At 33.0% G+C, this 22512-nt stretch carries 22 protein-coding genes; 18 read left to right on the forward strand and 4 right to left on the reverse strand.

Features of this window, described 5'->3' with window-relative positions:
* Positions 1-8: 8 nt before the first annotated feature.
* Genes VP395_RS00110 through glmM form a run of 3 tightly spaced genes read right to left on the reverse strand, consistent with a single transcriptional unit; the run spans position 9 to position 2557 of the window.
* Positions 9-626, reverse strand: a complete 618-nt coding sequence (locus VP395_RS00110; protein WP_346239656.1) for a MarC family protein — start codon at positions 624-626, stop codon at positions 9-11.
* Between the two features lies 1 nt (position 627).
* The gene (locus tag VP395_RS00115) at positions 628-1152 is read right to left on the reverse strand and encodes a DUF3124 domain-containing protein (protein WP_346239657.1); all 525 of its coding nucleotides are present in this window, start codon (positions 1150-1152) and stop codon (positions 628-630) included.
* Between the two features lie 16 nt (positions 1153-1168).
* On the reverse strand, positions 1169-2557 hold the full coding sequence (glmM, locus tag VP395_RS00120; RefSeq protein ID WP_346239658.1) for a phosphoglucosamine mutase: 1389 nt from the start codon (positions 2555-2557) through the stop codon (positions 1169-1171).
* Positions 2558-2635: 78 nt separating this feature from the next.
* On the opposite strand from glmM, the gene VP395_RS00125 reads away from it, so the two are divergent.
* Positions 2636-3235: an acyl carrier protein phosphodiesterase gene (locus VP395_RS00125; RefSeq protein WP_346239659.1), complete on the forward strand. Its 600-nt coding sequence runs from the start codon at positions 2636-2638 to the stop codon at positions 3233-3235.
* A 154-nt stretch (positions 3236-3389) separates the two neighbouring features.
* Complete coding sequence (locus tag VP395_RS00130; protein WP_346239660.1) at positions 3390-4109, forward strand: hypothetical protein; 720 nt, start codon at positions 3390-3392, stop codon at positions 4107-4109.
* An 81-nt stretch (positions 4110-4190) separates the two neighbouring features.
* On the opposite strand, the gene VP395_RS00135 is transcribed toward VP395_RS00130, so the two are convergent.
* Complete coding sequence (locus VP395_RS00135; protein WP_346239661.1) at positions 4191-4715, reverse strand: hypothetical protein; 525 nt, start codon at positions 4713-4715, stop codon at positions 4191-4193.
* Positions 4716-5100: 385 nt separating this feature from the next.
* Between VP395_RS00135 and VP395_RS00140 the strand changes: the two genes are divergently transcribed.
* The 16 genes from VP395_RS00140 to VP395_RS00215 all read left to right on the forward strand — a co-directional run bounded on the left by VP395_RS00140 (position 5101) and on the right by VP395_RS00215 (position 22445).
* The gene (locus tag VP395_RS00140) at positions 5101-5475 is read left to right on the forward strand and encodes a hypothetical protein (protein WP_346239662.1); all 375 of its coding nucleotides are present in this window, start codon (positions 5101-5103) and stop codon (positions 5473-5475) included.
* 131 nt (positions 5476-5606) lie between these two features.
* Complete coding sequence (locus tag VP395_RS00145; protein WP_346239663.1) at positions 5607-6074, forward strand: septal ring lytic transglycosylase RlpA family protein; 468 nt, start codon at positions 5607-5609, stop codon at positions 6072-6074.
* Between the two features lie 75 nt (positions 6075-6149).
* Positions 6150-8999 (forward strand): excinuclease ABC subunit UvrA, encoded by a 2850-nt coding sequence (gene uvrA, locus VP395_RS00150; protein ID WP_346239664.1) that lies wholly within the window; start codon positions 6150-6152, stop codon positions 8997-8999.
* A 7-nt stretch (positions 9000-9006) separates the two neighbouring features.
* Complete coding sequence (locus VP395_RS00155) at positions 9007-9696, forward strand: LOG family protein (protein WP_346239665.1); 690 nt, start codon at positions 9007-9009, stop codon at positions 9694-9696.
* Positions 9697-9783: 87 nt separating this feature from the next.
* Positions 9784-12630: a gluzincin family metallopeptidase gene (locus VP395_RS00160; protein ID WP_346239666.1), complete on the forward strand. Its 2847-nt coding sequence runs from the start codon at positions 9784-9786 to the stop codon at positions 12628-12630.
* Positions 12631-12801: 171 nt separating this feature from the next.
* Positions 12802-15213: an alpha-ketoacid dehydrogenase subunit alpha/beta gene (locus VP395_RS00165; RefSeq protein WP_346239667.1), complete on the forward strand. Its 2412-nt coding sequence runs from the start codon at positions 12802-12804 to the stop codon at positions 15211-15213.
* A gap of 25 nt (positions 15214-15238) precedes the next feature.
* The gene (locus VP395_RS00170) at positions 15239-15619 is read left to right on the forward strand and encodes a DoxX family protein (protein ID WP_346239668.1); all 381 of its coding nucleotides are present in this window, start codon (positions 15239-15241) and stop codon (positions 15617-15619) included.
* A 6-nt stretch (positions 15620-15625) separates the two neighbouring features.
* The gene (locus tag VP395_RS00175; protein WP_346239669.1) at positions 15626-16099 is read left to right on the forward strand and encodes a hypothetical protein; all 474 of its coding nucleotides are present in this window, start codon (positions 15626-15628) and stop codon (positions 16097-16099) included.
* Between the two features lie 218 nt (positions 16100-16317).
* On the forward strand, positions 16318-16614 hold the full coding sequence (locus tag VP395_RS00180) for a PID-CTERM protein-sorting domain-containing protein (RefSeq protein ID WP_346239670.1): 297 nt from the start codon (positions 16318-16320) through the stop codon (positions 16612-16614).
* The gene (locus tag VP395_RS00185; RefSeq protein WP_346239671.1) at positions 16601-17194 is read left to right on the forward strand and encodes an archaeosortase/exosortase family protein; all 594 of its coding nucleotides are present in this window, start codon (positions 16601-16603) and stop codon (positions 17192-17194) included. Before VP395_RS00180 ends, VP395_RS00185 begins: the two co-directional genes overlap by 14 nt.
* Positions 17175-17582, forward strand: a complete 408-nt coding sequence (locus VP395_RS00190) for a hypothetical protein (RefSeq protein WP_346239672.1) — start codon at positions 17175-17177, stop codon at positions 17580-17582. Before VP395_RS00185 ends, VP395_RS00190 begins: the two co-directional genes overlap by 20 nt.
* Positions 17583-17806: 224 nt before the next feature.
* Positions 17807-19057: an alpha/beta hydrolase family protein gene (locus tag VP395_RS00195; RefSeq protein WP_346239673.1), complete on the forward strand. Its 1251-nt coding sequence runs from the start codon at positions 17807-17809 to the stop codon at positions 19055-19057.
* A 69-nt stretch (positions 19058-19126) separates the two neighbouring features.
* Complete coding sequence (locus tag VP395_RS00200) at positions 19127-20902, forward strand: alpha-L-rhamnosidase-related protein (protein WP_346239674.1); 1776 nt, start codon at positions 19127-19129, stop codon at positions 20900-20902.
* Between the two features lie 81 nt (positions 20903-20983).
* Positions 20984-21193, forward strand: coding sequence for a VOC family protein (locus tag VP395_RS00205; protein WP_346239675.1), 210 nt, complete (start codon positions 20984-20986; stop codon positions 21191-21193).
* Positions 21144-21374 carry a VOC family protein gene (locus VP395_RS00210; RefSeq protein ID WP_346239676.1) on the forward strand — a complete coding sequence of 77 codons (231 nt, stop codon included), beginning with the start codon at positions 21144-21146 and terminating at the stop codon, positions 21372-21374. The genes VP395_RS00205 and VP395_RS00210 overlap by 50 nt, the downstream gene beginning before the upstream one ends.
* Positions 21375-21803: 429 nt before the next feature.
* The gene (locus VP395_RS00215) at positions 21804-22445 is read left to right on the forward strand and encodes a DUF4240 domain-containing protein (RefSeq protein WP_346239677.1); all 642 of its coding nucleotides are present in this window, start codon (positions 21804-21806) and stop codon (positions 22443-22445) included.
* Positions 22446-22512: the final 67 nt, after the last annotated feature.

Here is a 22512-nt window from a genome sequence, read left to right on the forward strand (position 1 = left end):
CAGAAAGACTATTTTAAGATTACGAAGAAATCCCGCAACCCACTTAAAATACTTTGTACAGCGTAAGAAGCGAGTATAAGTCCCATTATTTTACTAATTACTGTAATTCCATACTCACCCACTCTTTTTTGAACCACGTTTGCAGCTAACAATAAAAGCATGGTTAATGCAACTACAACCAAAACCAATATAACGGTTACAAACTGGTCTTTAATAGCGTATAAATGATTATCCGTCATAAGCACTACTGCCATAATAGCACCAGGAGATGCTATAGATGGAATGGCCACAGGAAATATAGTAACATGCTTATAATCTTTAATGGAATGCTTTTCAGATTCAGGTTTACCTTCACCAAAAATCATGGTTAAAGCGAATAAAAATAGGATAACACCACCAGATATTTGAAAAGCATCTAATGAAACGTTCATGCCTTCTAAAATAAGCTGACCAACCAAAATGAAAAACAAAAGAATGAAGAAAGCTACAATAGAAGCTCTTACTGCTATTTTTCTTTTATGCTTTAAATCGAAATCTTTGGTTGCTTCCAAATAAACAGGAACAGAACCAAGTGGGTCTATTACAGCAATTAAAAAAAGAATTTTTGTTATAATTTCGGTAGTCATGCTAATCAATGGGTTTTCCTTGTGTTGTAAACGAAATACCTTGCTGACCCGAAGTGGAAATCATGACACTTTCAAAATAAGGTGCATTAGTTTGCTGTTTTATTCTCCAATTGAATAAAAAATTAGCTCCTGTACCACCAGTTTTATCATGCTCATCAATAACAATTTCTACCGTTTCCATGGGTGCAATGAAAATGGTTTTATTAAAATAGGTTCTAATAGCATCACCGTGGGTATTGTAGTATGTCGCTTTATCTATATAAACCGTGTCGATTGTATTGATATTTCGAAGACTAACAGTAGCTGTTAAACTATGTACTCTATGTTCTGTTTCACTATAAATTTCAGAATAAACAGACAAATAGGTTTTGCCACGTTCCAAACTATCACTTAAAGAATGGTTAACAGTTCGGTGTTTCCAGTTTGTAGGATGCACCGAGCTTATTTCCTTTTCTTTTTCACATGAATAACTAAATAGCAAAATAACCATAAAAGTGAGTAGACTATATGTATTTGTATGTTTCATGCTCAAATATTTATGATTAACCTTTTGCTATTCTTCCGATTTCCTCAATAAATTTATCAGCTAACCTATCTGCTTCTTGTTGAGATTTGGCTTCGGTATATACTCTTATTATCGGTTCTGTATTACTTTTACGCAAATGCACCCAACTTTCAGAAAAATCTATTTTAACACCATCAATAGTTATTAACTGTTCGTTTTGGTAACGGTTTTCCATCGCTTTTAAAATACCATCAACATCTAAACCGGGTGTTAATTCAATTTTCTTTTTACTCATAAAGTAATTCGGGTAGGTTTTTCTAAGTTCGCTTACTTTTATGTCTTTTTCAGCTAATAAACTTAAAAATAATGCCACTCCTACTAAGGCATCACGACCGTAATGCGATTCTGGGTAAATAATACCGCCGTTACCTTCTCCTCCAATAACAACTTTGTTTTTCTTCATTAATTTTACCACGTTCACCTCTCCAACAGCACTTGCTTCATAAGTACCACCATGCTTTTCGGTAATATCGCGCAATGCTCTAGTAGAACTCATATTACTTACCGTATTTCCTGGTGTTTTACTTAACACATAATCGGCACAAGCAACTAAAGTGTATTCTTCACCAAACATCTCGCCATTTTCGTCCATAAACGCTAAGCGGTCTACATCTGGATCTACCACAATTCCAAAATCGGCATGATGTTTTTTAACGGCCTCAGATAAATCGGTCAAATGTTCTTTTAAAGGTTCTGGATTGTGCGGAAATTGTCCGTTTGGTTCACAATACAGTTTAACAACCTCTACACCTAAACGCTCTAAAAGTAATGGTATTGCAATACCACCAGTAGAATTTACGCCATCTACCACCACTTTAAAACGGGCTTCTTCAATAGCAGGAACGGTTACCAAAGGCAAATCTAAAACCTCAATAATATGTAAATCTATGTATGCTTTATTTTTTGTGATTTTGCCCAAACTATCAACATCTACAAAACTCATGGAATCACTTTCTGCAATTTCTAAAATTTTTGCACCTTCAACATCATCAAGAAACTCACCTTTTGCATTTAGCAATTTTAAAGCATTCCATTGTTTTGGGTTATGACTAGCTGTTAAAATAATGCCCCCATCGGCATGTTCCATAGGTACAGCCATTTCAACTGTAGGGGTTGTAGACAGACCTAAATCAACCACATCTATACCTAAACCAACTAAGGTATTCATTACTAAATTTTGAATCATGGCCCCCGAAATACGTGCGTCTCTACCAACAACCACTTTGTAATTGTCTTTATCACGTTGTTGTTTTAACCAAACACCATAAGCTGCTGCAAATTTTACAGCATCAATTGGTGTTAAATTATCGCCAACGTTTCCACCAATAGTTCCTCTAATTCCTGAAATTGATTTTATAAGTGTCATATTGCTTTTTTCAAATTGATGAACAAATATACTATTTCAAAATTGTAATTCTAAATTCGGAATTCGTAAATTTCACAAATGAATTATTTAGCGCATATTTATTTGTCAGGTGATAACGATTTGGTAACCATAGGGAATTTTATTGCAGATGGAATTAAAGGAAAATCGTACAAAAAACTCCCCAAAGATATTCAAGTAGGTATTTTGCTTCACAGAAACATAGATACGTTTACCGATGCACACAAAGTTGTTAGACAAAGCACTAAACGCTTACACGAAAAATACGGACATTATTCCGGTATAATAGTTGATATTCTATATGACCATTTTTTAGCTAAAAACTGGAGTAACTATTGCGATGAACCTTTAATTAGTTATGTTGAAAAATTTTATGATTCTTTAGAAACGCACTACGAACTACTCCCCCTAAGAATTCAAAAAATGATGCCTTATATGATGACCGATAATTGGTTGCTAAATTATGCATCTATTGATGGTATTTCGAGAGTTTTAGAAGGCATGAACAGGCGTACAAAAAACCTATCTGGCATGCATGAAGCCGTTAACGAATTAGAACTTTTTTATTCTGATTTTGAAACCGAATTTTCTACTTTCTTCGAGGAACTTATTCAGTTTACCAAAGTAAAACTTGAAGAGCTTTCCTTAAGTTTTAAATAAAATGAGGTCGATAGAACTCTAATTTTCAAGATTAAATGTAATAAACACGACACGTTATCGAGTAGACCATACGGCTGTCGGATTTAAAACGTTTTATTTGATTAATACATTCACAATTAATAATTTAGTCACGGATTAACCAAAATAATCTTAGATGAAGTCAAAAAAAATAGTAAAAATAACAACCGGTGTTCTTGTGTTTTTAACACTGCCAAGTTTACTGTTTTTTGGTTTTTTATACTTTAAATACAATGAAGACCTGCCAAAGGGTTTTCAAGGAAAAGAAGCTGATGCCTTAGCCTATAAAATGTTAGAAGCTCTAAACTACGAAGCTTTTGAAAATACAAATTATATAGAGTGGACTTTTAAACGAAAGCACTATTATAAATGGAAAAAAAACAAAAATACTTGTGATGTTTATTGGAAAGAATACAAAGTAAATCTAGACTTAAACGACTCCTTTAAAAATCAGGCATTTGTACATAGCTTTAAGGTTATGGATGATGATTTATCAAAAGAACTTATAGAAAAGGCTACTAGATACTTTAATAACGATTCGTTTTGGTTAGTTGCTCCCTATAAAGTATTTGACAAAGGAACAGAGCGCCGATTGGTAAACTTAGAGAACAATAAAAAAGCCCTTTTAGTAACCTATACATCTGGTGGCACCACACCTGGAGACTCCTATTTATGGCATTTAGATAAAAACGGAAAACCCACAAGTTTTCAAATGTGGGTTGATATTTTACCTATTAGTGGTTTAACAGCCACATGGAACGATTGGGTTACCACCGAAAGTGGCGCTCAACTACCAAACTTTCATAAATTTGGTGTGTTTGGTTTAGAGATTACTCATATAAAAGGAACTAAATAAGTTTTCAATCGCAGTCGCAGTGTTTCTCGGGAATACGAAGTTTTTTTACAAAAAACTGGGACTAAGACTGCAAACTAATTACTAACTCCCTTTCTGCCCCACAAAATTGTGACTTTTAGATTTAAACAAGACGTTAAAACTGGTTAGACTTCCATAAATTCTGGTAATATATTGTTGCAAATCTATTTTACCTTGTTCATCTAAATCGCTAGCATTAATACGTTGTTCCATAACTCGCAAGCGATCGCGTACCATCGTTATTTTATGAAAAAAGGTGTCAATTGGCAATTCATATGGTTTTAAACTCGCATCGCCTGGTTCTAAAATAAGCTTACCTCCTTTGTATTTATCTGCTATGGGTACAATTTCGCTTGCATCACTCCATTTTTTCAAAATATTCACAAGGCTACTTTCAATATCAAAAAAGCTAACGGTATCCACATCACCATCGGCCGCTTCAATAACTTCAAAATCACTATCTAAATTAATAGTTTCCAACCCGTTTTCAATAAATGTTACCCAATAATGTTGCGAAGTTACATTGGTTACAACGCCTTTTCCATATTCCGAATGGTTAATTCTAGAGCCTATTCCTAATAATTTCATTTTTTTTATGCTTTTAATTCTATTTTACAATGATACTAAAACTTGCTAAAATTTAATTTCGATTTAAAAATATTTTGACAATGATTTAAAGTCTTTAATGTGTTAATTTTTTGTTAATACCTAATAAATCGCACACCATTATTACCCCTTGCTTTTTTAGGGTAAAAATTCAAAAAAATAGTACAATTTTAAATGTAAGGATAAAAATAACAACACCCCAATAAGCCTAATAACATCTTTTAAATTTTTAACCCATTTTTAAATAGGGTAACGCATTTTATTTTTAAAATTCTTAAAAAGTTAAACAATCCTAAAGGGTTTTTAAAATCATTTTCTCATAACTATTTTCGTGGCTAAACATTAATAATCTTATAAAAATTTAGTCATGAAAAAAATTTATTTATTACTATTACTTGTGTCTGTTTTTACATTTGCTAACAACACAAAACCACTACAATCTAAGCAAAACGAGCCTAAAGTTGGCGATGTTTTAGTTATTAATTCAACATCAAATAGCAAGTATAATCATATTGAATTTCCGCAACTAAACATTATAGCTAAAAAAGGAAATGTAGCTAATTATAAAAGTGTACACGGAAAACGTGTGGTAATAAAAGAGATTGTTAATCATGAAGGTGGTAACACCAAAGTACTAATAGAAAACGAAGACAATACCATTTTTTTTGGTTTTGTAAGACAGGTTAAAGCCAATTACACCAAAGCAATCGCCTCTGGTGAATTACTACGGGTTACTCATTAATTTTTTATTGAAAACCAACTTAAGAAGCTACAGAGCTTCTTTTTTTTTATACTATAATCTAAAAAACTATTTTACACGTATAATAAAAACTAAACATTTTCGTTTTTATAAGAATTTTATAAAATAAGTACATGAAATTAACTACTCAAATTATTGGTTTTTTAGGACTGCTTATTATATTAAGCAGTTTTAAATCTTCTAATAAAAAAGCCATACAAAGTACTTATTACAATCAAATTCAAAAAGACTCCGTTTTAACTGATAGTATTTTAGTTGATTCTTCTCTCGTAGTTTACACGTCTTATAAGGAAAGTGTTCATGCTTCTTATTATGCCGATAAATTTAATGGTAGAAAAACAGCTAGTGGTGAAAAATTTGACAACAATTTGTACACGGCGGCTCACAAAACTTTAAAATTTGGCACTAAAGTAAAGGTTACCAATACAGTTAATAACGAATCGGTTATTGTAACTGTAAACGATAGAGGTCCATTTGTTAAAGACCGCGAAATAGACTTATCTAAAAAAGCCTTTATGGAAATTGCTAAATACAAACTAAGAGGTTATTTAATTGTGCATCTCGAGGTTTTAGAAGAGTAACCCAATTTCTTAATAGCTTTAAATCTTCACACGAATTTAACAACTAAAATTGTAACTTTGCGCTTTTGCCAATATATGAGCCAATTCAACGATTTTATTGAAGTTAAAGGAGCTAGAGTTCACAATCTTAAAAATATAGACGTATCTATTCCTAGAGAGAAACTTGTAGTTATTACAGGGTTATCTGGTAGTGGGAAATCATCTTTAGCTTTTGATACTATTTATGCTGAGGGACAACGTCGCTATATTGAAACATTTTCGGCATATGCTCGTCAGTTTTTAGGTGGTTTGGAACGACCTGATGTTGATAAAATTGATGGTTTAAGTCCTGTAATTGCCATCGAACAAAAAACGACTAGTAAATCACCTCGATCTACGGTTGGTACTATTACAGAAATTTACGATTTTTTACGTCTATTATACGCCCGTGCCAGTGATGCTTACAGCTATAACACTGGTGATAAGATGGTGAGTTATAGCGACGAACAAATTAAAGAGCTTATTATTAGCGATTTTAAAGGCAAGCGCATTAATGTACTTGCACCTATTATACGCTCACGTAAAGGACATTACCGTGAGTTATTTGAACAAATTGCGAAGCAAGGTTTTGTAAAAGTTAGAACCGATGGCGATATAAAAGACCTTACCAAAGGCATGATGCTAGACCGATACAAAACCCACGATATTGAAATAGTTATTGATAGGTTGGTTATTGACGATTCTGTAGATAATGACAAACGACTTACCGAAACCATCAATACCGCTATGCATCATGGTGATGATGTGCTTATGGTTTTAGACCAAGACACCAATGAAACCCGTTATTTTAGCCGAAATTTAATGTGCCCAACTTCGGGCATTTCATACCCAAATCCTGAACCCAATAATTTCTCTTTTAACTCACCAAAAGGCGCTTGTGATAATTGTAACGGTATTGGAACACTATACAAAGTAAACGAAAAAAAGATTATTCCAGACAATAGTATTTCTATTAAGGCTGGCGCCCTTGCTCCCCACGGACCAGAAAAAAGCAGTTGGATTTTTAAACAGTTTGAAACCATTGCACAACGTTTCAACTTTAAATTAACCGATGCATATAAAGACATTCCCGAAGATGCAAAACAAATGATTTTATATGGTGGGAATGAAAAATTTTCTGTTGAAAGTAAAACCTTGGGGGTTACCCGTGACTATAAGATAGATTTTGAAGGTGTAGCCAATTTTATTGAAAACCAATATAAAACAGCCGAATCTACATCGTTAAAACGTTGGGCAAAAGATTATATGGATAAAGTGACATGTCCAGAATGTGAAGGATCTCGACTTAAAAAAGAATCACTTTACTTCAAAATAAATAATAAAAATATTGCAGAACTTGCCAATGCCGATATTGTAGAATTAACGACTTGGTTTAACGATTTACACCATCACTTATCAGACAAACAATTTAAAATTGCTGAAGAGGTTCTTAAAGAAATAAAAGCCAGACTTCAGTTCTTATTGGATGTTGGATTAGATTATTTATCACTAAACAGAAGTTCTAAATCCTTATCTGGTGGTGAGGCTCAACGTATTCGGTTAGCAACTCAAATTGGTTCACAATTGGTTGGTGTTTTATATATTTTAGACGAACCAAGCATCGGATTGCATCAACGTGATAATGAAAAACTAATAAATTCTCTAATTTCACTTCGTGATATTGGGAATTCGGTTATTGTGGTTGAACACGATAAAGACATGATTGAACGCGCCGATTATGTTATTGATATTGGCCCAAAAGCGGGAAAATATGGTGGCGAAATAATCAGCATTGGCACTCCAAAAGAACTTTTAATACATAATACGCTAACGGCAGATTATTTAAACGGCAATAAACAAATTGAAATCCCAAAAATGCATCGAGAAGGCAATGGGAATTTTATTGAACTTAAGGGGTGTACAGGTAACAATCTAAAAAACGTTTCGGTTAAAATTCCTTTAGGAAAAATGATTGGTGTTACGGGTGTTTCAGGTAGCGGTAAATCAACCCTAATTAACGAAACCCTTTACCCTATTCTTAATGCATATTATTTTAATGGCGTAAAAAAACCGATGCCATATAAAAGCATTAAGGGCTTAGAACATATTGACAAAGTGATTGATATAAACCAATCGCCCATTGGAAGAACACCACGAAGTAACCCAGTAACTTACACTAAAACTTTCGACGAAATCCGTAGCTTATTTGCTAAAATACCCGAAGCTATGATTCGTGGTTATAAAGCAGGTCGTTTTAGTTTTAATGTTAAAGGTGGTCGTTGTGAAACCTGCCAAGGAGGTGGTTTAAGGGTTATTGAAATGAATTTTCTTCCCGATGTATATGTTGAGTGCGAAACCTGCCAGGGCAAGCGTTTTAATCGTGAAACTTTAGAAATTCGCTATAAAGGAAAGAGCATAAGTGATGTGTTAGATATGACCATTAACGAAGCGGTTTCGTTTTTTGAACACATTCCTAAAATTCACAATAAACTTAAAACCATTAAAGATGTAGGCTTGGGCTACATAACTTTAGGGCAACAAAGCACAACACTTTCTGGTGGTGAAGCACAACGCATAAAGCTGGCAACAGAATTAAGTAAACGCGATACAGGAAATACTTTTTATATATTAGACGAGCCTACAACTGGACTTCACTTTGAAGATATTCGAGTGCTAATGATTGTACTAAATAAATTGGCAGATAAAGGTAATACGGTATTAATTATTGAACATAATCTAGATGTTATTAAAACAGTAGACCACATTATTGATATTGGTTATGAAGGTGGCAGAGGTGGCGGACAAATAATAGTTGAAGGAACTCCCGAAGAAGTAGCAAATCACAAAAAAAGCTATACGGCTAAATTCCTAAAAAAAGAACTGGCTCAATTAACAATTGATAAATAAACATAAAATGAGATTAGAAAAACATAGTAAAGCTTGGAATGAAATAAAAACAAACGATTCATGGGCTATTTTTAAAATCATGGGTGAATTTGTTAACGGTTATGAAAAACTCAGTAAAATTGGCCCGTGTGTGTCCATATTCGGTTCCGCTAGAACAAAACCGGAAGACCCCTATTATCTCCTTGCAGAAAAAATAGCAAAACGTATTGTTGAGTCTGGTTACGGTGTTATAACAGGCGGTGGTCCTGGAATTATGGAAGCAGGCAACAAAGGCGCTCATTTAGGTGGTGGTACTTCTGTTGGATTGAATATAGAGCTACCTTTTGAACAGCACGACAACCCCTATATAGACTCCGATAAAAGTTTAGATTTCGACTACTTTTTTGTTCGTAAAGTGATGTTTGTAAAATACTCACAAGGCTTTGTAGTCATGCCTGGTGGCTTTGGTACATTAGACGAATTATTTGAAGCAATCACACTTATTCAAACACATAAAATTGAAAAATTTCCAATTATTTTAGTGGGTACAAAATTCTGGGAAGGACTTTTAGATTGGGTAAAAACAATACTATTAGAATCTTTTGGAAATATAAGTGCCAAAGATTTAGATTTAATTCATCTTGTTGATACTGAAGATGAAGTAGTGACCATTCTAGATTCATTCTATAATGGATCTGGATTAAGTCCTAATTTCTAAATTCTTTAATTAACATATAAACCCATAAACTTTCTTGACAAGTATATTTTACTATCTTGCAGCGCCTTATAAATTATTAACCTTAAAATGTTTGAAATAAAATTGAAATTACGTCTTTTCAGTGGTGTTCTATGTTCTTTAATATGTTATACATGCTTTAGTCAAAATAAAATTGACTTAAAGGCCGTTTTTGATATTGAAAAAAAGCAAATAAAAATATCGCAAACCATTCAATATCAAAACACAACCCAAGACGAGCTTCAAACCATTTATTTAAACGACTGGAACAACAGCTATTCAACAAAAAAAACACCACTTGCCATTCGATTAGCAGATGAGTACAAAAACGTGTTTCATCTAGCTAAAAATGAAGAAAGAGGCTATTCTGTCATCACATCCATTAAACAGGATAATGAAGATTTAGAATTTCAACAATTGAAAAATCAAATAGATATCATTAAAGTTGAATTAAAAAAACCATTAAAACCTAATGCGTTTTACAACATTCAATTAGAATATATCGTGCAAATACCAAGCGATAAGTTTACAACTTATGGTATTACTAATACGGGAGATGTAAACTTAAGATATTGGTATATTACTCCAGCCGTTTACAATGGGCAATGGCAATATTATAGCAATAAAGATTTAGACGATTTGTACATTCCACCAGCCGATGTGCATCTTGACATAGAATATCCTTTAGGGTATAAATTAACTTCAGAATTAGATGTAAGCAAACAATCTCAATCACTTAACAAACAACAAATTACATTGAATGGGACAAATGTTTTAAATAATAAATTGTTCTTAAATAAAATTTCAACATTCAATACGGTACAAAAAGATGGTTTTTCTCTTATTTCTAATATCAACGATGAAGGTTTAGAAATGATTGAAAAAGTTTTAATTACAGAAAGAGTAACAACCTTTATTAGAGAAAAACTTAAAGATTATCCGCACAAGCAACTTCTTTTAACTGAAATTGACTATAATAAAGACCCTATTTATGGTTTAAATTTTTTACCAAACTTTATTAAACCATACCCCAACCACTTTCAGTACGAACTAAAACTTTTAAAAGTTGTTCTACGTAATTACTTGGAAAACACCCTGCTTATAAATCCAAGAACAGACCAGTGGCTGCTTGATGGTATTCAAATTTATTATTTAATGGATTATGTTGATGAACATTACCCAAATATGAAATTTTTAGGGGGACTAGCAGGGTTTTGGGGAGTTCGATCGTTTCATGCTGCCGACATGAAATTTAATGATAAATATATTTTAGCATACATGTTAATGGCTCGCACCAATAGAGATCAGCCCCTTACAATGCCAAAAGACTCGTTACTAAAGTTCAATAATAGCATTGCCAATAAATATAAAGCCGGAATTGGCTTAAAGTATTTGGACGATTTTATAAACCATGATGTAGTTGAAAACAGTTTGTCTTCTTTCGTTATAGAAAACAAATTAAAACCTGTAAATACAAAAGATTTTGAAGCTTATATAAAATCTAAAACCGATAAAGACATTGATTGGTTTTTTACCGACTATTTAAAAACCCGAAAAAAAATAGATTTCAAAATAAAGAAGGTTTACAAAACAGAAGATTCTATTACATTAACTATTACAAACAAGCAAGATAACAGCATGCCTGTTTCACTATATGCTTTAAATAATGATAGCATTATATCTAAAACTTGGATAGAAAATATTTCTAAAAACAAAAAAATTACTATTCCCAGAAACGGCGCAAACAAACTGGTTTTAAATTACAACAGTATAATACCCGAAATTAATGCACGTGATAATTGGAAATCGTTAAAAGGGTTCTTTTTTAATAACAAACCTCTACAATTTAGAGTTTTCCAAGACATAGAAGATCCATACTACAACCAAGTGTTTTTTATGCCTATAGCAGAGTTTAATAATATATACGACGGATTTACACTTGGTTTAAGAATTTATAATAAAACCGTTTTAAGAAAGCTCTTCAATTACCGTATTGAACCGCAATATTCGTTAAAATCTAGAACATTTACTGGGTCGGCAGTGGTTTCTATGACGCACTATTTAGAAAACACCAATCTATATGCTATTAGTTATGGTATGAGTGGTGGTTATGTATCTTATGCCGAAAATTTATTCGTTAGGCAACTTTCACCTTCTTTACTGTTTTCGTTTAGAGAAAAAAACGATTTTCGATCAAACAAAAAGGAAGCACTTACATTAAGGTATGTAGACATTCATAGAGATAAAGATGTTAATAATGTTTTAACATCTAACGAGCCCAACTACGGGGTGTTCAACGCTCGCTATGTAGACTCTGATGACAATCTAATTAATTTTAGAAAATGGTACGCCGATGTGCAAATTGCAAAAAACTTTAGTAAGCTATCATTTAATTATGAATACCGTCGCCTATTTGAAAGCAACCGACAATTAAACTTACGCTTTTTTGCAGGTACATTTTTAAAAAACAATAACGACCCCAATTCCAACTATTTTAGTTTTGCATTAGACAGACCAACCGATTATTTATTTGAATACCCCTATTTAGGAAGATCGGAAGCTTCGGGTATCTTTAGCCAGCAATATATTGATGCCGAAGGCAGTTTCAAATCAAAATTAGATACTCCTTTTGCCAACCAATGGATTTCAACAATAAACGGAAGTACCACCTTGTGGAAGTATGTTTTAATGTATGGTGATGTAGGTTTGGTTAAAAACAGATTTGATGATGTCCGTTTTGTTTATGACTCTGGTATTAGAATTAATTTAGTAACCGATTATTTTGAAATTTACCTACCCCTATACTCTAACTTGGGCTGGGAAATAGGACAACCACATTACGACCAAAAAATACGTTTTAAGTTTACTGTAGACCCACAAGCGCTCTTAGGTTTATTTAGGCGGCGCTGGTATTAAACACTAAAATAATTACACAATTATTAGTTAATTCAACTTTTTGTTAAATAACTGGTAATACAAATACAGAATACTCTCTTTTTTTAATAATTTCACATTCAACCAACTTGATATTTTAATTGTAAAACCCGCAAACTTTAACTACTTTTGCAATAGTTAAAGCATTTACTTATGCACACAATTCCAGATTTGAAAAACAATATATCATTCGAAGATTTTAAAACAGAAGTTTTAAACGATTACAAAATCGCTGTCAAAAGTCGTGAATGTAGTTTGTTAGGCCGCCGTGAAGTATTAACAGGAAAGGCTAAATTCGGAATTTTTGGAGATGGTAAAGAAGTACCTCAATTGGCATTGGCAAAAGCGTTTAAAAAAGGAGATTGGAGATCGGGCTATTACAGAGACCAAACCTTTATGATGGCTATTGAAGCTCTAACTATCGAACAGTTTTTTGCTGGTTTATACGCCAATACCGATTTAGAATTAGAGCCTATGTCTGCTGGTCGCCAAATGGGTGGACACTTTGTAACACATAGCTTGAACAATGATGGAAGTTGGAAAAACTTAACAAAACAGCACAATTCTAGTGCCGACATATCTCCTACTGCTGCGCAAATGCCCCGTTTATTAGGATTGGCACAAGCATCTAAGATATTCAGACAAGTAGAAGGTATTAATGCATCCAACTTCTCAGTGAATGGAAACGAAATAGCTTGGGGGACTATTGGAAATGCAAGTACTAGTGAAGGATTGTTTTTTGAAACCATAAATGCTGCCGGTGTTTTACAAGTGCCTTTAGTTATTAGTATTTGGGACGATGAATATGGCATTTCGGTACATGCAAAACATCAAACAACCAAAGAAAATATTTCAGAGATTTTAAAAGGATTTCAAAGAGATAACAACCAAAAAGGCTTTGAAATACTTCGTGTTAAGGGTTGGGATTATGCCAATTTAGTAGAAACCTACCAAGAAGCATCTGTTATTGCCAGAGAAGAACACGTACCTGTTTTAATACATGTTTTAGAATTAACACAACCACAGGGACACTCTACATCTGGTTCGCACGAACGTTATAAAAATGCAGAACGATTAGCTTGGGAAGCCAAACATGATTGCAACACTAAAATGCGTGAATGGATAATAGAAAGTGGTATTGCCACCAATGAAATTCTTATAGAAATTGAAAGAGGCATTAAACGAGAAGTACGAGAAGCTAGAAAAAATGCTTGGAATACCTTTTTAAAGCCTATATTAAAAGATCAGAGTGAATTAGTTTCAATTTTAAAACAAGTTGCTACTAATAGTGTAAATGGTATTTTTATAGAAAAAATAAAGGATAATTTAGTGGCTATTGACGAACCTACACGAAAAGATATTTTATCTGCCGCAAGAAAAACTTTAGTTCACATAGTTAAAGAATCTTTTTTAGAAAAGGAACAACTCAGCAATTGGATTAATAAAACCTTTGAAAACATTCAACCTAATTTCAGTTCACATTTGTATTCTGAAACCAATCGGTCTAATGTCCTTATAAAAGAAGTAAAACCTACTTACGATGAAGATGCAGACTTGGTAGATGGACGCATTATTCTTCGAGATAATTTTGATAGCATTTTCAGCAACTATCCCGAAGCACTTGTTTTTGGTGAAGACACAGGAAATATAGGTGATGTAAATCAAGGTTTAGAAGGTTTACAAGAAAAATATGGCGAATTAAGAGTTGCCGATGCAGGCATTAGGGAAGCCACCATTGTTGGGCAAGGTATTGGAATGTCATTACGCGGGTTACGCCCAATTGCCGAAATTCAGTATTTGGATTATATACTATATGCACTACAAATTATAAGTGACGATTTAGCAACAACACACTATAGAACCAAAGGAAAACAAAAGGCACCACTTATCATTAGAACTCGTGGTCACCGTTTAGAAGGTATTTGGCATTCTGGTTCTCAAATGGGCGGTATATTGCATTTAGTTAGAGGTGTAAACGTTTTAGTGCCAAGAAACATGACCAAAGCGGCAGGTTTTTACAACACGCTTTTAAAAGGTGACGACCCTGCTATTGTGGTCGAATGCCTTAACGGGTATCGGCTAAAAGAAAGAAAACCAAATAATTTAAACGCTGTTCAAACACCAATAGGCGTTGTTGAAACTGTAAAAGAAGGAATAGATATTACCTTAGTTTCTTACGGTTCTACCTTACGTATTGTAGAGCAAGTTGCTAAAGATTTAATGGCTGTTGGTATTGATTCTGAGGTGATTGATGTACAGTCATTATTACCTTTTGATTTGAATCATGACATCGCAAAAAGTATTCAAAAAACAAATCGAGTTATGGTGATTGATGAGGATGTTCCAGGAGGTGCTTCAGCCTATATTTTAAATGAAATTTTAAACGTTCAAAATGCCTATCAATATTTAGATAGCCAACCAAAAACACTCACTGCAAAAGCACACAGACCTGCTTATGGAAACGATGGCGATTACTTCTCGAAACCATCTGCCGAAGATATTTTTGAAGCTGTATACGGCGTTATGCACGAAGTGAATCCAAGTGAATTTCCTAAATTAAGATAGATTTCACTAAATTATCAATAATTAAATGAATAAAAATTTCCCCGATTTAGGTTTACTGATTCTAAGAATTGGTTTTGTAAGTATGATGCTAACTCACGGCATCCCAAAAATTAATTCACTTTTTGAAAGCCCTATAAAATTTGCAGATCCTATTGGCCTGGGTGAATCCACCTCTTTAATTTTAGCTTTAATAGGAGAAGTGGTCGCGCCTATTTTAGTTTTAATTGGTTTTAAAACAAAAATAGCAACCATTCCAACCATCATAACCATGTTTGTGGCTGCTTTTGCTATACACGCTACCGACCCTTTAAATGTTAAAGAAAAAGCACTACTTTTTTTATTCGGGTTTTTAGTAATATTCTTTACTGGTGCTGGTAAATATTCGATAGACGGATTTAAAAAATAATCAAATTTGAAAGGTGCTTCACTTGCTGAAATAAAAAAGGAATTAAACCATAAATCATATGATGAAGTGGCAGAACTCTGTTTGCGCCTTGCCAGATTTAAAAAAGAAAATAAAGAACTTCTCACTTATCTACTCTTCGAATCACATAACGAAGAAGGGTATATTGAATCGGTTAAAGGTTATATTGACGAGCAATTTGAACTAATAAACACAGCTAGCTATTTCTACATTCGTAAAAGTGCCCGTAAAATTTTAACCTATACAAAAAAATACATTCGGTATTCACAAAATAAAGAAACAGAAGTAACATTACTACTTTATTTCTGCCAAAAACTAAAAGACTTTTCACCCAGTATCAAATACAGTACACAGTTACAAAACATGTACAATCGGCAGATTCTTTTAATAAAAAAAATAGTTTCAACGCTTCATGAAGATTTGCAGTACGATTATAATTTGATGTTGAGAGATTTATCCTGATAATATCTAGTTAAACTGTTTAACATTCAGTTAAATTGATGTTTTGTGTGCTTTTACTAATTAATTCAAAGTTATTAGCAATATTTTTATAAAAAAACTGGTTTTTATCAAATCACCTTTAATAGAGTAAAACACCATTCTTGTCGAAAAAAGTGGTATATATTTTACATTGTGGTTATTTTTATCTTGCTATTAATCTTTAACTTAAAATTTTACAGATGAAAAAAAACAATTACAAATTTATTAAAATATTTATAGTGATATTTGCCCTAACATTTTCAAGTAATATTCATGCAGCTCAAGCAAATTGGTTTGGTGGTGGAGATTTTTGGAAATGGATTAGTTCAATAATTCATACCCATTCCCTTGGCTGTGGGCACAATGGTTTTGGTGGAATCTCTGGCGGAGGCTCATCCGACTCAGTTCCGTTAGATGGAGGTCTTGGTGTACTCTTGGTTGGAGCTGCAGCTTTTGGTGTTAAAAAATTACGTGAAAACATAAATGACAAAATTTAATTCATTAAAAAATCAAGTTCCGTTACCAGTAAGGCTTTTTTTAGGAAAAGCCTTGTTGTTTTTTATAGTTTGGAAAATTATCTACGGGGTTTTCTTTTTTAATTCAAATACCTTAGATAATGTTTTAACAACACACGTAGCCGAATCATCTACTTTTATTCTAAATAATTTTACTTCTATGAGTGGTTTTACTTCAAAAAGTGAAATTAGTACAGAAGTTTTTGGTGGTGAATTAAATGAAATTAAACATTCAGGGATATATCATAATGGTTATAGAGTTTTATATATAGCTGATGCTTGTAATGGTTTAGAATTGATTGTTCTATATATAGGTTTTATTATTTGTATGCCCTCAAAAATACTCCGTAAAATATTATACATTGTTATTGGTGTTCTACTTCTCGATTTTATTAATATACTTAGGTGTGTTGGATTAATATACTTAAGAGAATATTTTCATGCCTATTTTCAATTTGCTCATCATTATTTATTTAAACTAGTAGTTTATTCTGCTACTTTTATAATTTGGATATATTATACTCGAAAAATACATTTAAAAAATGAATCTATACCAGTCTGATAAAGTACGTTTCGTATCTGGACTTATATTTATAATTATAATTTATTCTTTATTCTATATATTTTTCTTAGAAAACAGTAATTTAATATTGCCAAGTAAAATTAGGCACATCGTTAAATTCTTAGCTACTATAGCCATTTACTTTATTGGAACTTTTCATCTTGGGAAATTATCAGATACATGGATGTCCATTCTTTGGCATATCATCCATATATCAGGATTGGTTGTTATTACATCTTTAGGATTATTTGATTGGTTTATTACTGAGATTTCATTAAGCTTAAGATTGTTTGCTAATTCAATTCAAGAATTGTTAATTTCTCCGATTTTATATGTTGCTATGGGTTTGCTTAATAAAAGTTTAAAAAAAAGCAATCAAAAGGTTTAATACTAGACAACGACACTTTTAGTCTAAATTATTAAAGTTCGCATCATTATTCCGTACTGATTAAAGCCAAACAAGGACAAATATCAAACTTAGTAAGAAGTACAATATCTTTATATTTTTTTTTATAATTTAGATAACTAACAATTAGCGTTGATTAAACAATTAAATATAAAATAAAAATGAGCATAAACCATCTGAAGTTATTTTGTATCCATTTTCTTTTAATGTTATTTTACCTTCCTGCAATTTGCCAAGATACTCGAACTGAAGTCGCCGGTATTCCTATTAACTACGATGAATCAAAAGTTCCTACCTATACCCTATCGAATCAATTAATATTGGAAAATGGTGAAAAAGTAGAAACACCTGAAACTTGGTATACTAAAAGAAGACCTGAAATCCTTCGTCTGTTTGAAAATGAACAGTTTGGAAAATCTCCTAATAGAAATGATGTTTCATTTAAAGTTTTTGAATCTGGAACATTGGTTTTTAACGAGACAGCTATTAGAAGGCAGTTAACCATTTATTTCACAAAAGACACTTCTAAATTAAAGGCTGATGTTGTTATTTATCTTCCTACTAAAATTAAAGAACCCGTTCCATTACTTTTAAAAATAAGTTTTGCTCCAAATTGTTTATCTATAGATGATCCGGATATAAAACAAGGAATGATGTGGAATCGTGAAGGAAAACAAATTCCGGCATCTGAAGGCAGAAGGTTTGGTGCTTTTGATGTTGAGAAATTTATTTCGAATGGTATTGGAGTTGCCACAATTTACTACGGTGATATTGAACCAGATTTTCCGCAAGGTATAAAATACGGCATAAGAGGACATTTTTTAAAACCTGGTATGGAATATCCAGAACCTGATGAATGGGGAGCTATTTCAGCATGGTCTTGGGGCTTAAGTTGTGTGATGGATTATCTTGAGACCGATAAACAAGTTGATGCTAAGAAAGTTGCTCTTTTCGGTATTTCTAGATTAGGAAAAACAGTTTTATGGACAGGAGCCAGAGATGATAGATTTGGAATGGTTATAGCCAGTTGTTCTGGCGAAGGCGGTGCTGCTATTTCCAGGCGCCAATATGGTGAAACCATAAAACACATGATTGATTCTACTCGGTATTTCTACCAATTCAGTGGAAATCGAACAAAATATGGAGACAATCCAAACACCAGCCCAATAGATGCTCATATGCTCGTTTCACTCATGGCACCACGCCCTTTACTGCTTCAAACTGGTGATACCGATTTTTGGTCTGATCCAAAAGGTGAATTTGTAGCTGCTGTAGCTGCAGAACCTGTATATGAATTACTTGGTAAGAAAGGTTTAGGAACTAATGTTTGGCCTGCAGCAGAAACACCTATTCTACATGATTTAGGCTATTATATGCATTCAGGAGGTCATGGGTCGCTTCCTTCAGACAATGCTATTTTTATCGATTTTATAAAGATGCATTTTATTGAAAAGTAAAACAAAGAACTATTTTACATTGGTTTTTTGCTCCACTATTTTAATTGTTAAAAATATTATTTCTGCTTTATGAGAACTATTTTCTTTACCACATTATTTGCTTTAACAGGTATTTGGATGTCAAGTTTTGCACAATTACCACCTGTATTTGGGTCTGAATACCATGGCATTACCCAAAAAGACGAAATGACCAGAACATATATTTCCCCAATTCGTGTTATGTGGACTTCAGATACTACAGGAGAATTAATTAAAAATACCGATGTTCTTTTAAAAATGGGTGACAGCCAATCAAGTATGAGTAGGCAAACTCAGTTTTGTTCCATAAAAAGTACAGAAATTGATACATCTTCCATTTTACTCGATTATGGTAAAGAAATTCATGGTTCACTTCAATTGGTTTTAGGAGGCTCTTCCCGAAGAGAACCATCTTTAGTACGAATCCGTTTTGGCGAATCGGTTGGAGAAGCAAATAGCCAAACCTATAATTCCGATTGGCTAATGGGCTTTTCTACCGATGACCATGCCAAACGTGATATCATCATGGAAATTCCACGAACTGGACTTATTGAAATTGGAAATACAGGCTTTCGCTTTGTGCGTATTGATTTGCTACAGGCAAATACATTAATCAACCTTAAAGAAGCACGAGCAGTTCTGCGTTATCGAGATATCCCCTATTTAGGTTCCTTTAAAAGTAGCAGTTCAAGACTTGATTCCATTTGGTTAACAGGCGCATATACTACCCATTTAAATATGCAGGAATATCTTTGGGATGGCATTAAGCGAGACCGTTTGGTTTGGTTAGGCGATTTTCATCCAGAGCTTGCCACTATTACTAAAGTTTTTGGATATAATGAAGTTGTTCCAAAAAGTTTAGATTTAGCCTGCGAGCAATATCCGCTTCCTAATTGGATGAATGGTATGACCTCATACTCCTTTTGGTATTTAATTATTCAATATGAATGGTATATGCAAAATGCAGATATCGCTTTTCTCAAAAAACACAGAACCTATATTTTAGGACTAATCGACCAGATTTCATCTCAAATTAATGAAGACGGAACAGAAACTATGGGTAAATTCCGTTTTCTAGATTGGCCATCTACACCAAATAAAGAAGGTGTTGAAGCAGGTTTTAGAGCTCTTTTGGTTTGGGCTTTAAAAGACGCAAAAAAACTAAGTGAAATTCTTGAAGACAAAGAATCCGTTACAAAATGCCTAACAGCTATTGAAAAATTAAACAGAAACGTGATGAACCACAATAACCTGAAACAAGCAGCAGCATTAATGGCTGTGGCAGGTATTCTAGACCCTGTTAAGGCATGTAACGATGTGGTTGCCGTAGATGGAGCTGCTCGTTTTTCTACGTTTTATGGTTTGTATATGTTAGATGCTTTGTCAATGGCTGGAATGCACGAAAAAGCATTACATATTATAGATGCTTATTGGGGTGGCATGCTAGATATGGGAGCCACCACATTTTGGGAAGATTTTAATATAGACTGGATGGAAAACTCTGCCCGCTTAGATGAACTTACACCCGAGGGCATGAACGACATACATGGTTCTTTTGGAGCTTATTGCTACCCAAGTTATCGCCATAGTTTATGCCACGGCTGGTCGTCGGGAGTTACTGCTTGGTTAACAGAAAATGTGTTGGGAATACAAATTATGGAACCGGGTTGTAAAACCTTGAAAATTGAGCCACATCTTGGAAGTCTAAAATGGGTTGAAGGCAGTTTTCCAACACCTTTGGGCGTTGTTAAGGTTAAACACACCAAACTGGCAAATGGCAAAATAGAATCACAAATAGATGCGCCAAAGGGTATTAAAATACTTTAATTTTAAAGGACAGAACTAAATGCTTTTACAAAATCATTTTCCTGAATTCGATTAAAAAAACTAATTATAAACTCTAAAATCATGGAAAACACACAATCTAACCCTATTGGTTGGTTCGAAATTTATGTAAACAACATGCCACGAGCCAAAAAATTTTACGAAACCATGTTACAAACCACTTTAGATGTGCTTTTAGCACCTACTGAAGAGTCTAGTCTAAATGTATGCATTCCCTTCAAACATGAATACGTATGGTTCTGGAGGCGCTTTAGTACATATGGAGGGTTTTAGTGCCGGCGCCAACAGTACCATTGTTTATTTCGCGAGCGAAGATTGCAGTTTGGAAGAAGCCCGAATAGAAACTGCTGGTGGCAGCGTATTTAAACCTAAAATGTCTATTGGCGAATACGGCTTTATTGTTTTAGCAACAGATACTGAAGGTAACATGATTGGAATTCACTCAATGAAGTAATTTGCTGAATTTGTAGTTGTTAAAAACGTTTTTTGTATATATTTATTTGCGCAATTGATTATTGGGTTAAAAAAAACTAATTTCGTTTATTGATGAATATAAATCATTGGAACGGATTCATATTCTAAAGGTTAACCACAATTAAACAGAATAATGAACGAATTAACTAAAATTGGAAAAAAAAGAACAATACTAATTTCAATAAGTATTTTGTTAATTTCAATTCACACGATATATTTTTATCATTCTGTAAAACCTGAAATTGAGTCAAAAAAGCTTATCCAACAAATAATAAGATTCACGTTGACTATCGGACTTTTAATAATGGTTTATAAAGGAAAAAAATGGGCGAAAATTGTATTGATAATTTTACTTTCTTTAGCACTATTAGGAGCATTAGTTAGTTTAGGAACTTTAAATTCACCTTTAATGAATAAAATCCCTTTATTGATTATGGTTTTTGTCTATTCCATGGCAATTTATCATTTTGGTTTTGCAAATAGTTTTAAAGATTTTTTTATATTTCAAAATGCTGAAATAACTGAATCCCATCAAGATTCAAAACAATTAATGGAGGCTGAAAAATTTTGGAAAATTATTGAGATTACCAAATCCAAAAGTTCAAGAGATTATGAAAAACAACAATTTGAACTTGAAAAAGAATTACAAAAACTTACTGTAAAAGAAGTTTTGGAATTTGATAATAAATTTAGAGCATTAAAAGGTGAAATCTATAATTGGAATTTTTGGGCTGCTGCATACATTATAAATGGAGGTTGTTCCGACGACTGTTTCTCTGATTTTCGAGGTTGGTTAATTGGGCAAGGAAAATCAATATTTGAAAGAGCCATTCAAGATATTGAAACACTTTCTGAACTTAATGAAACAAATGGAGGGGATTGGGAGGGATTGAGTTATATTCCAACTAATGTTTATGAAAAAAAGACAGGAAATGACATGCCTCAAGGAATTCAAGAAAATTTTGAAATTTATGGAGAAGAATGGGACGAAGACGAAAAGTATTTGAAAAATAAATATCCGAAATTATGGGCGAAATTCGGAATGAAATAAAATAACAGTGTGCCTCTCACTACCACAAGCATCTTACTTATAGCAAAATGAGTGGGACCAAACAACC

This window comes from Mariniflexile soesokkakense (genome assembly GCF_039650365.1).
Classification (GTDB): domain Bacteria; phylum Bacteroidota; class Bacteroidia; order Flavobacteriales; family Flavobacteriaceae; genus Mariniflexile; species Mariniflexile soesokkakense.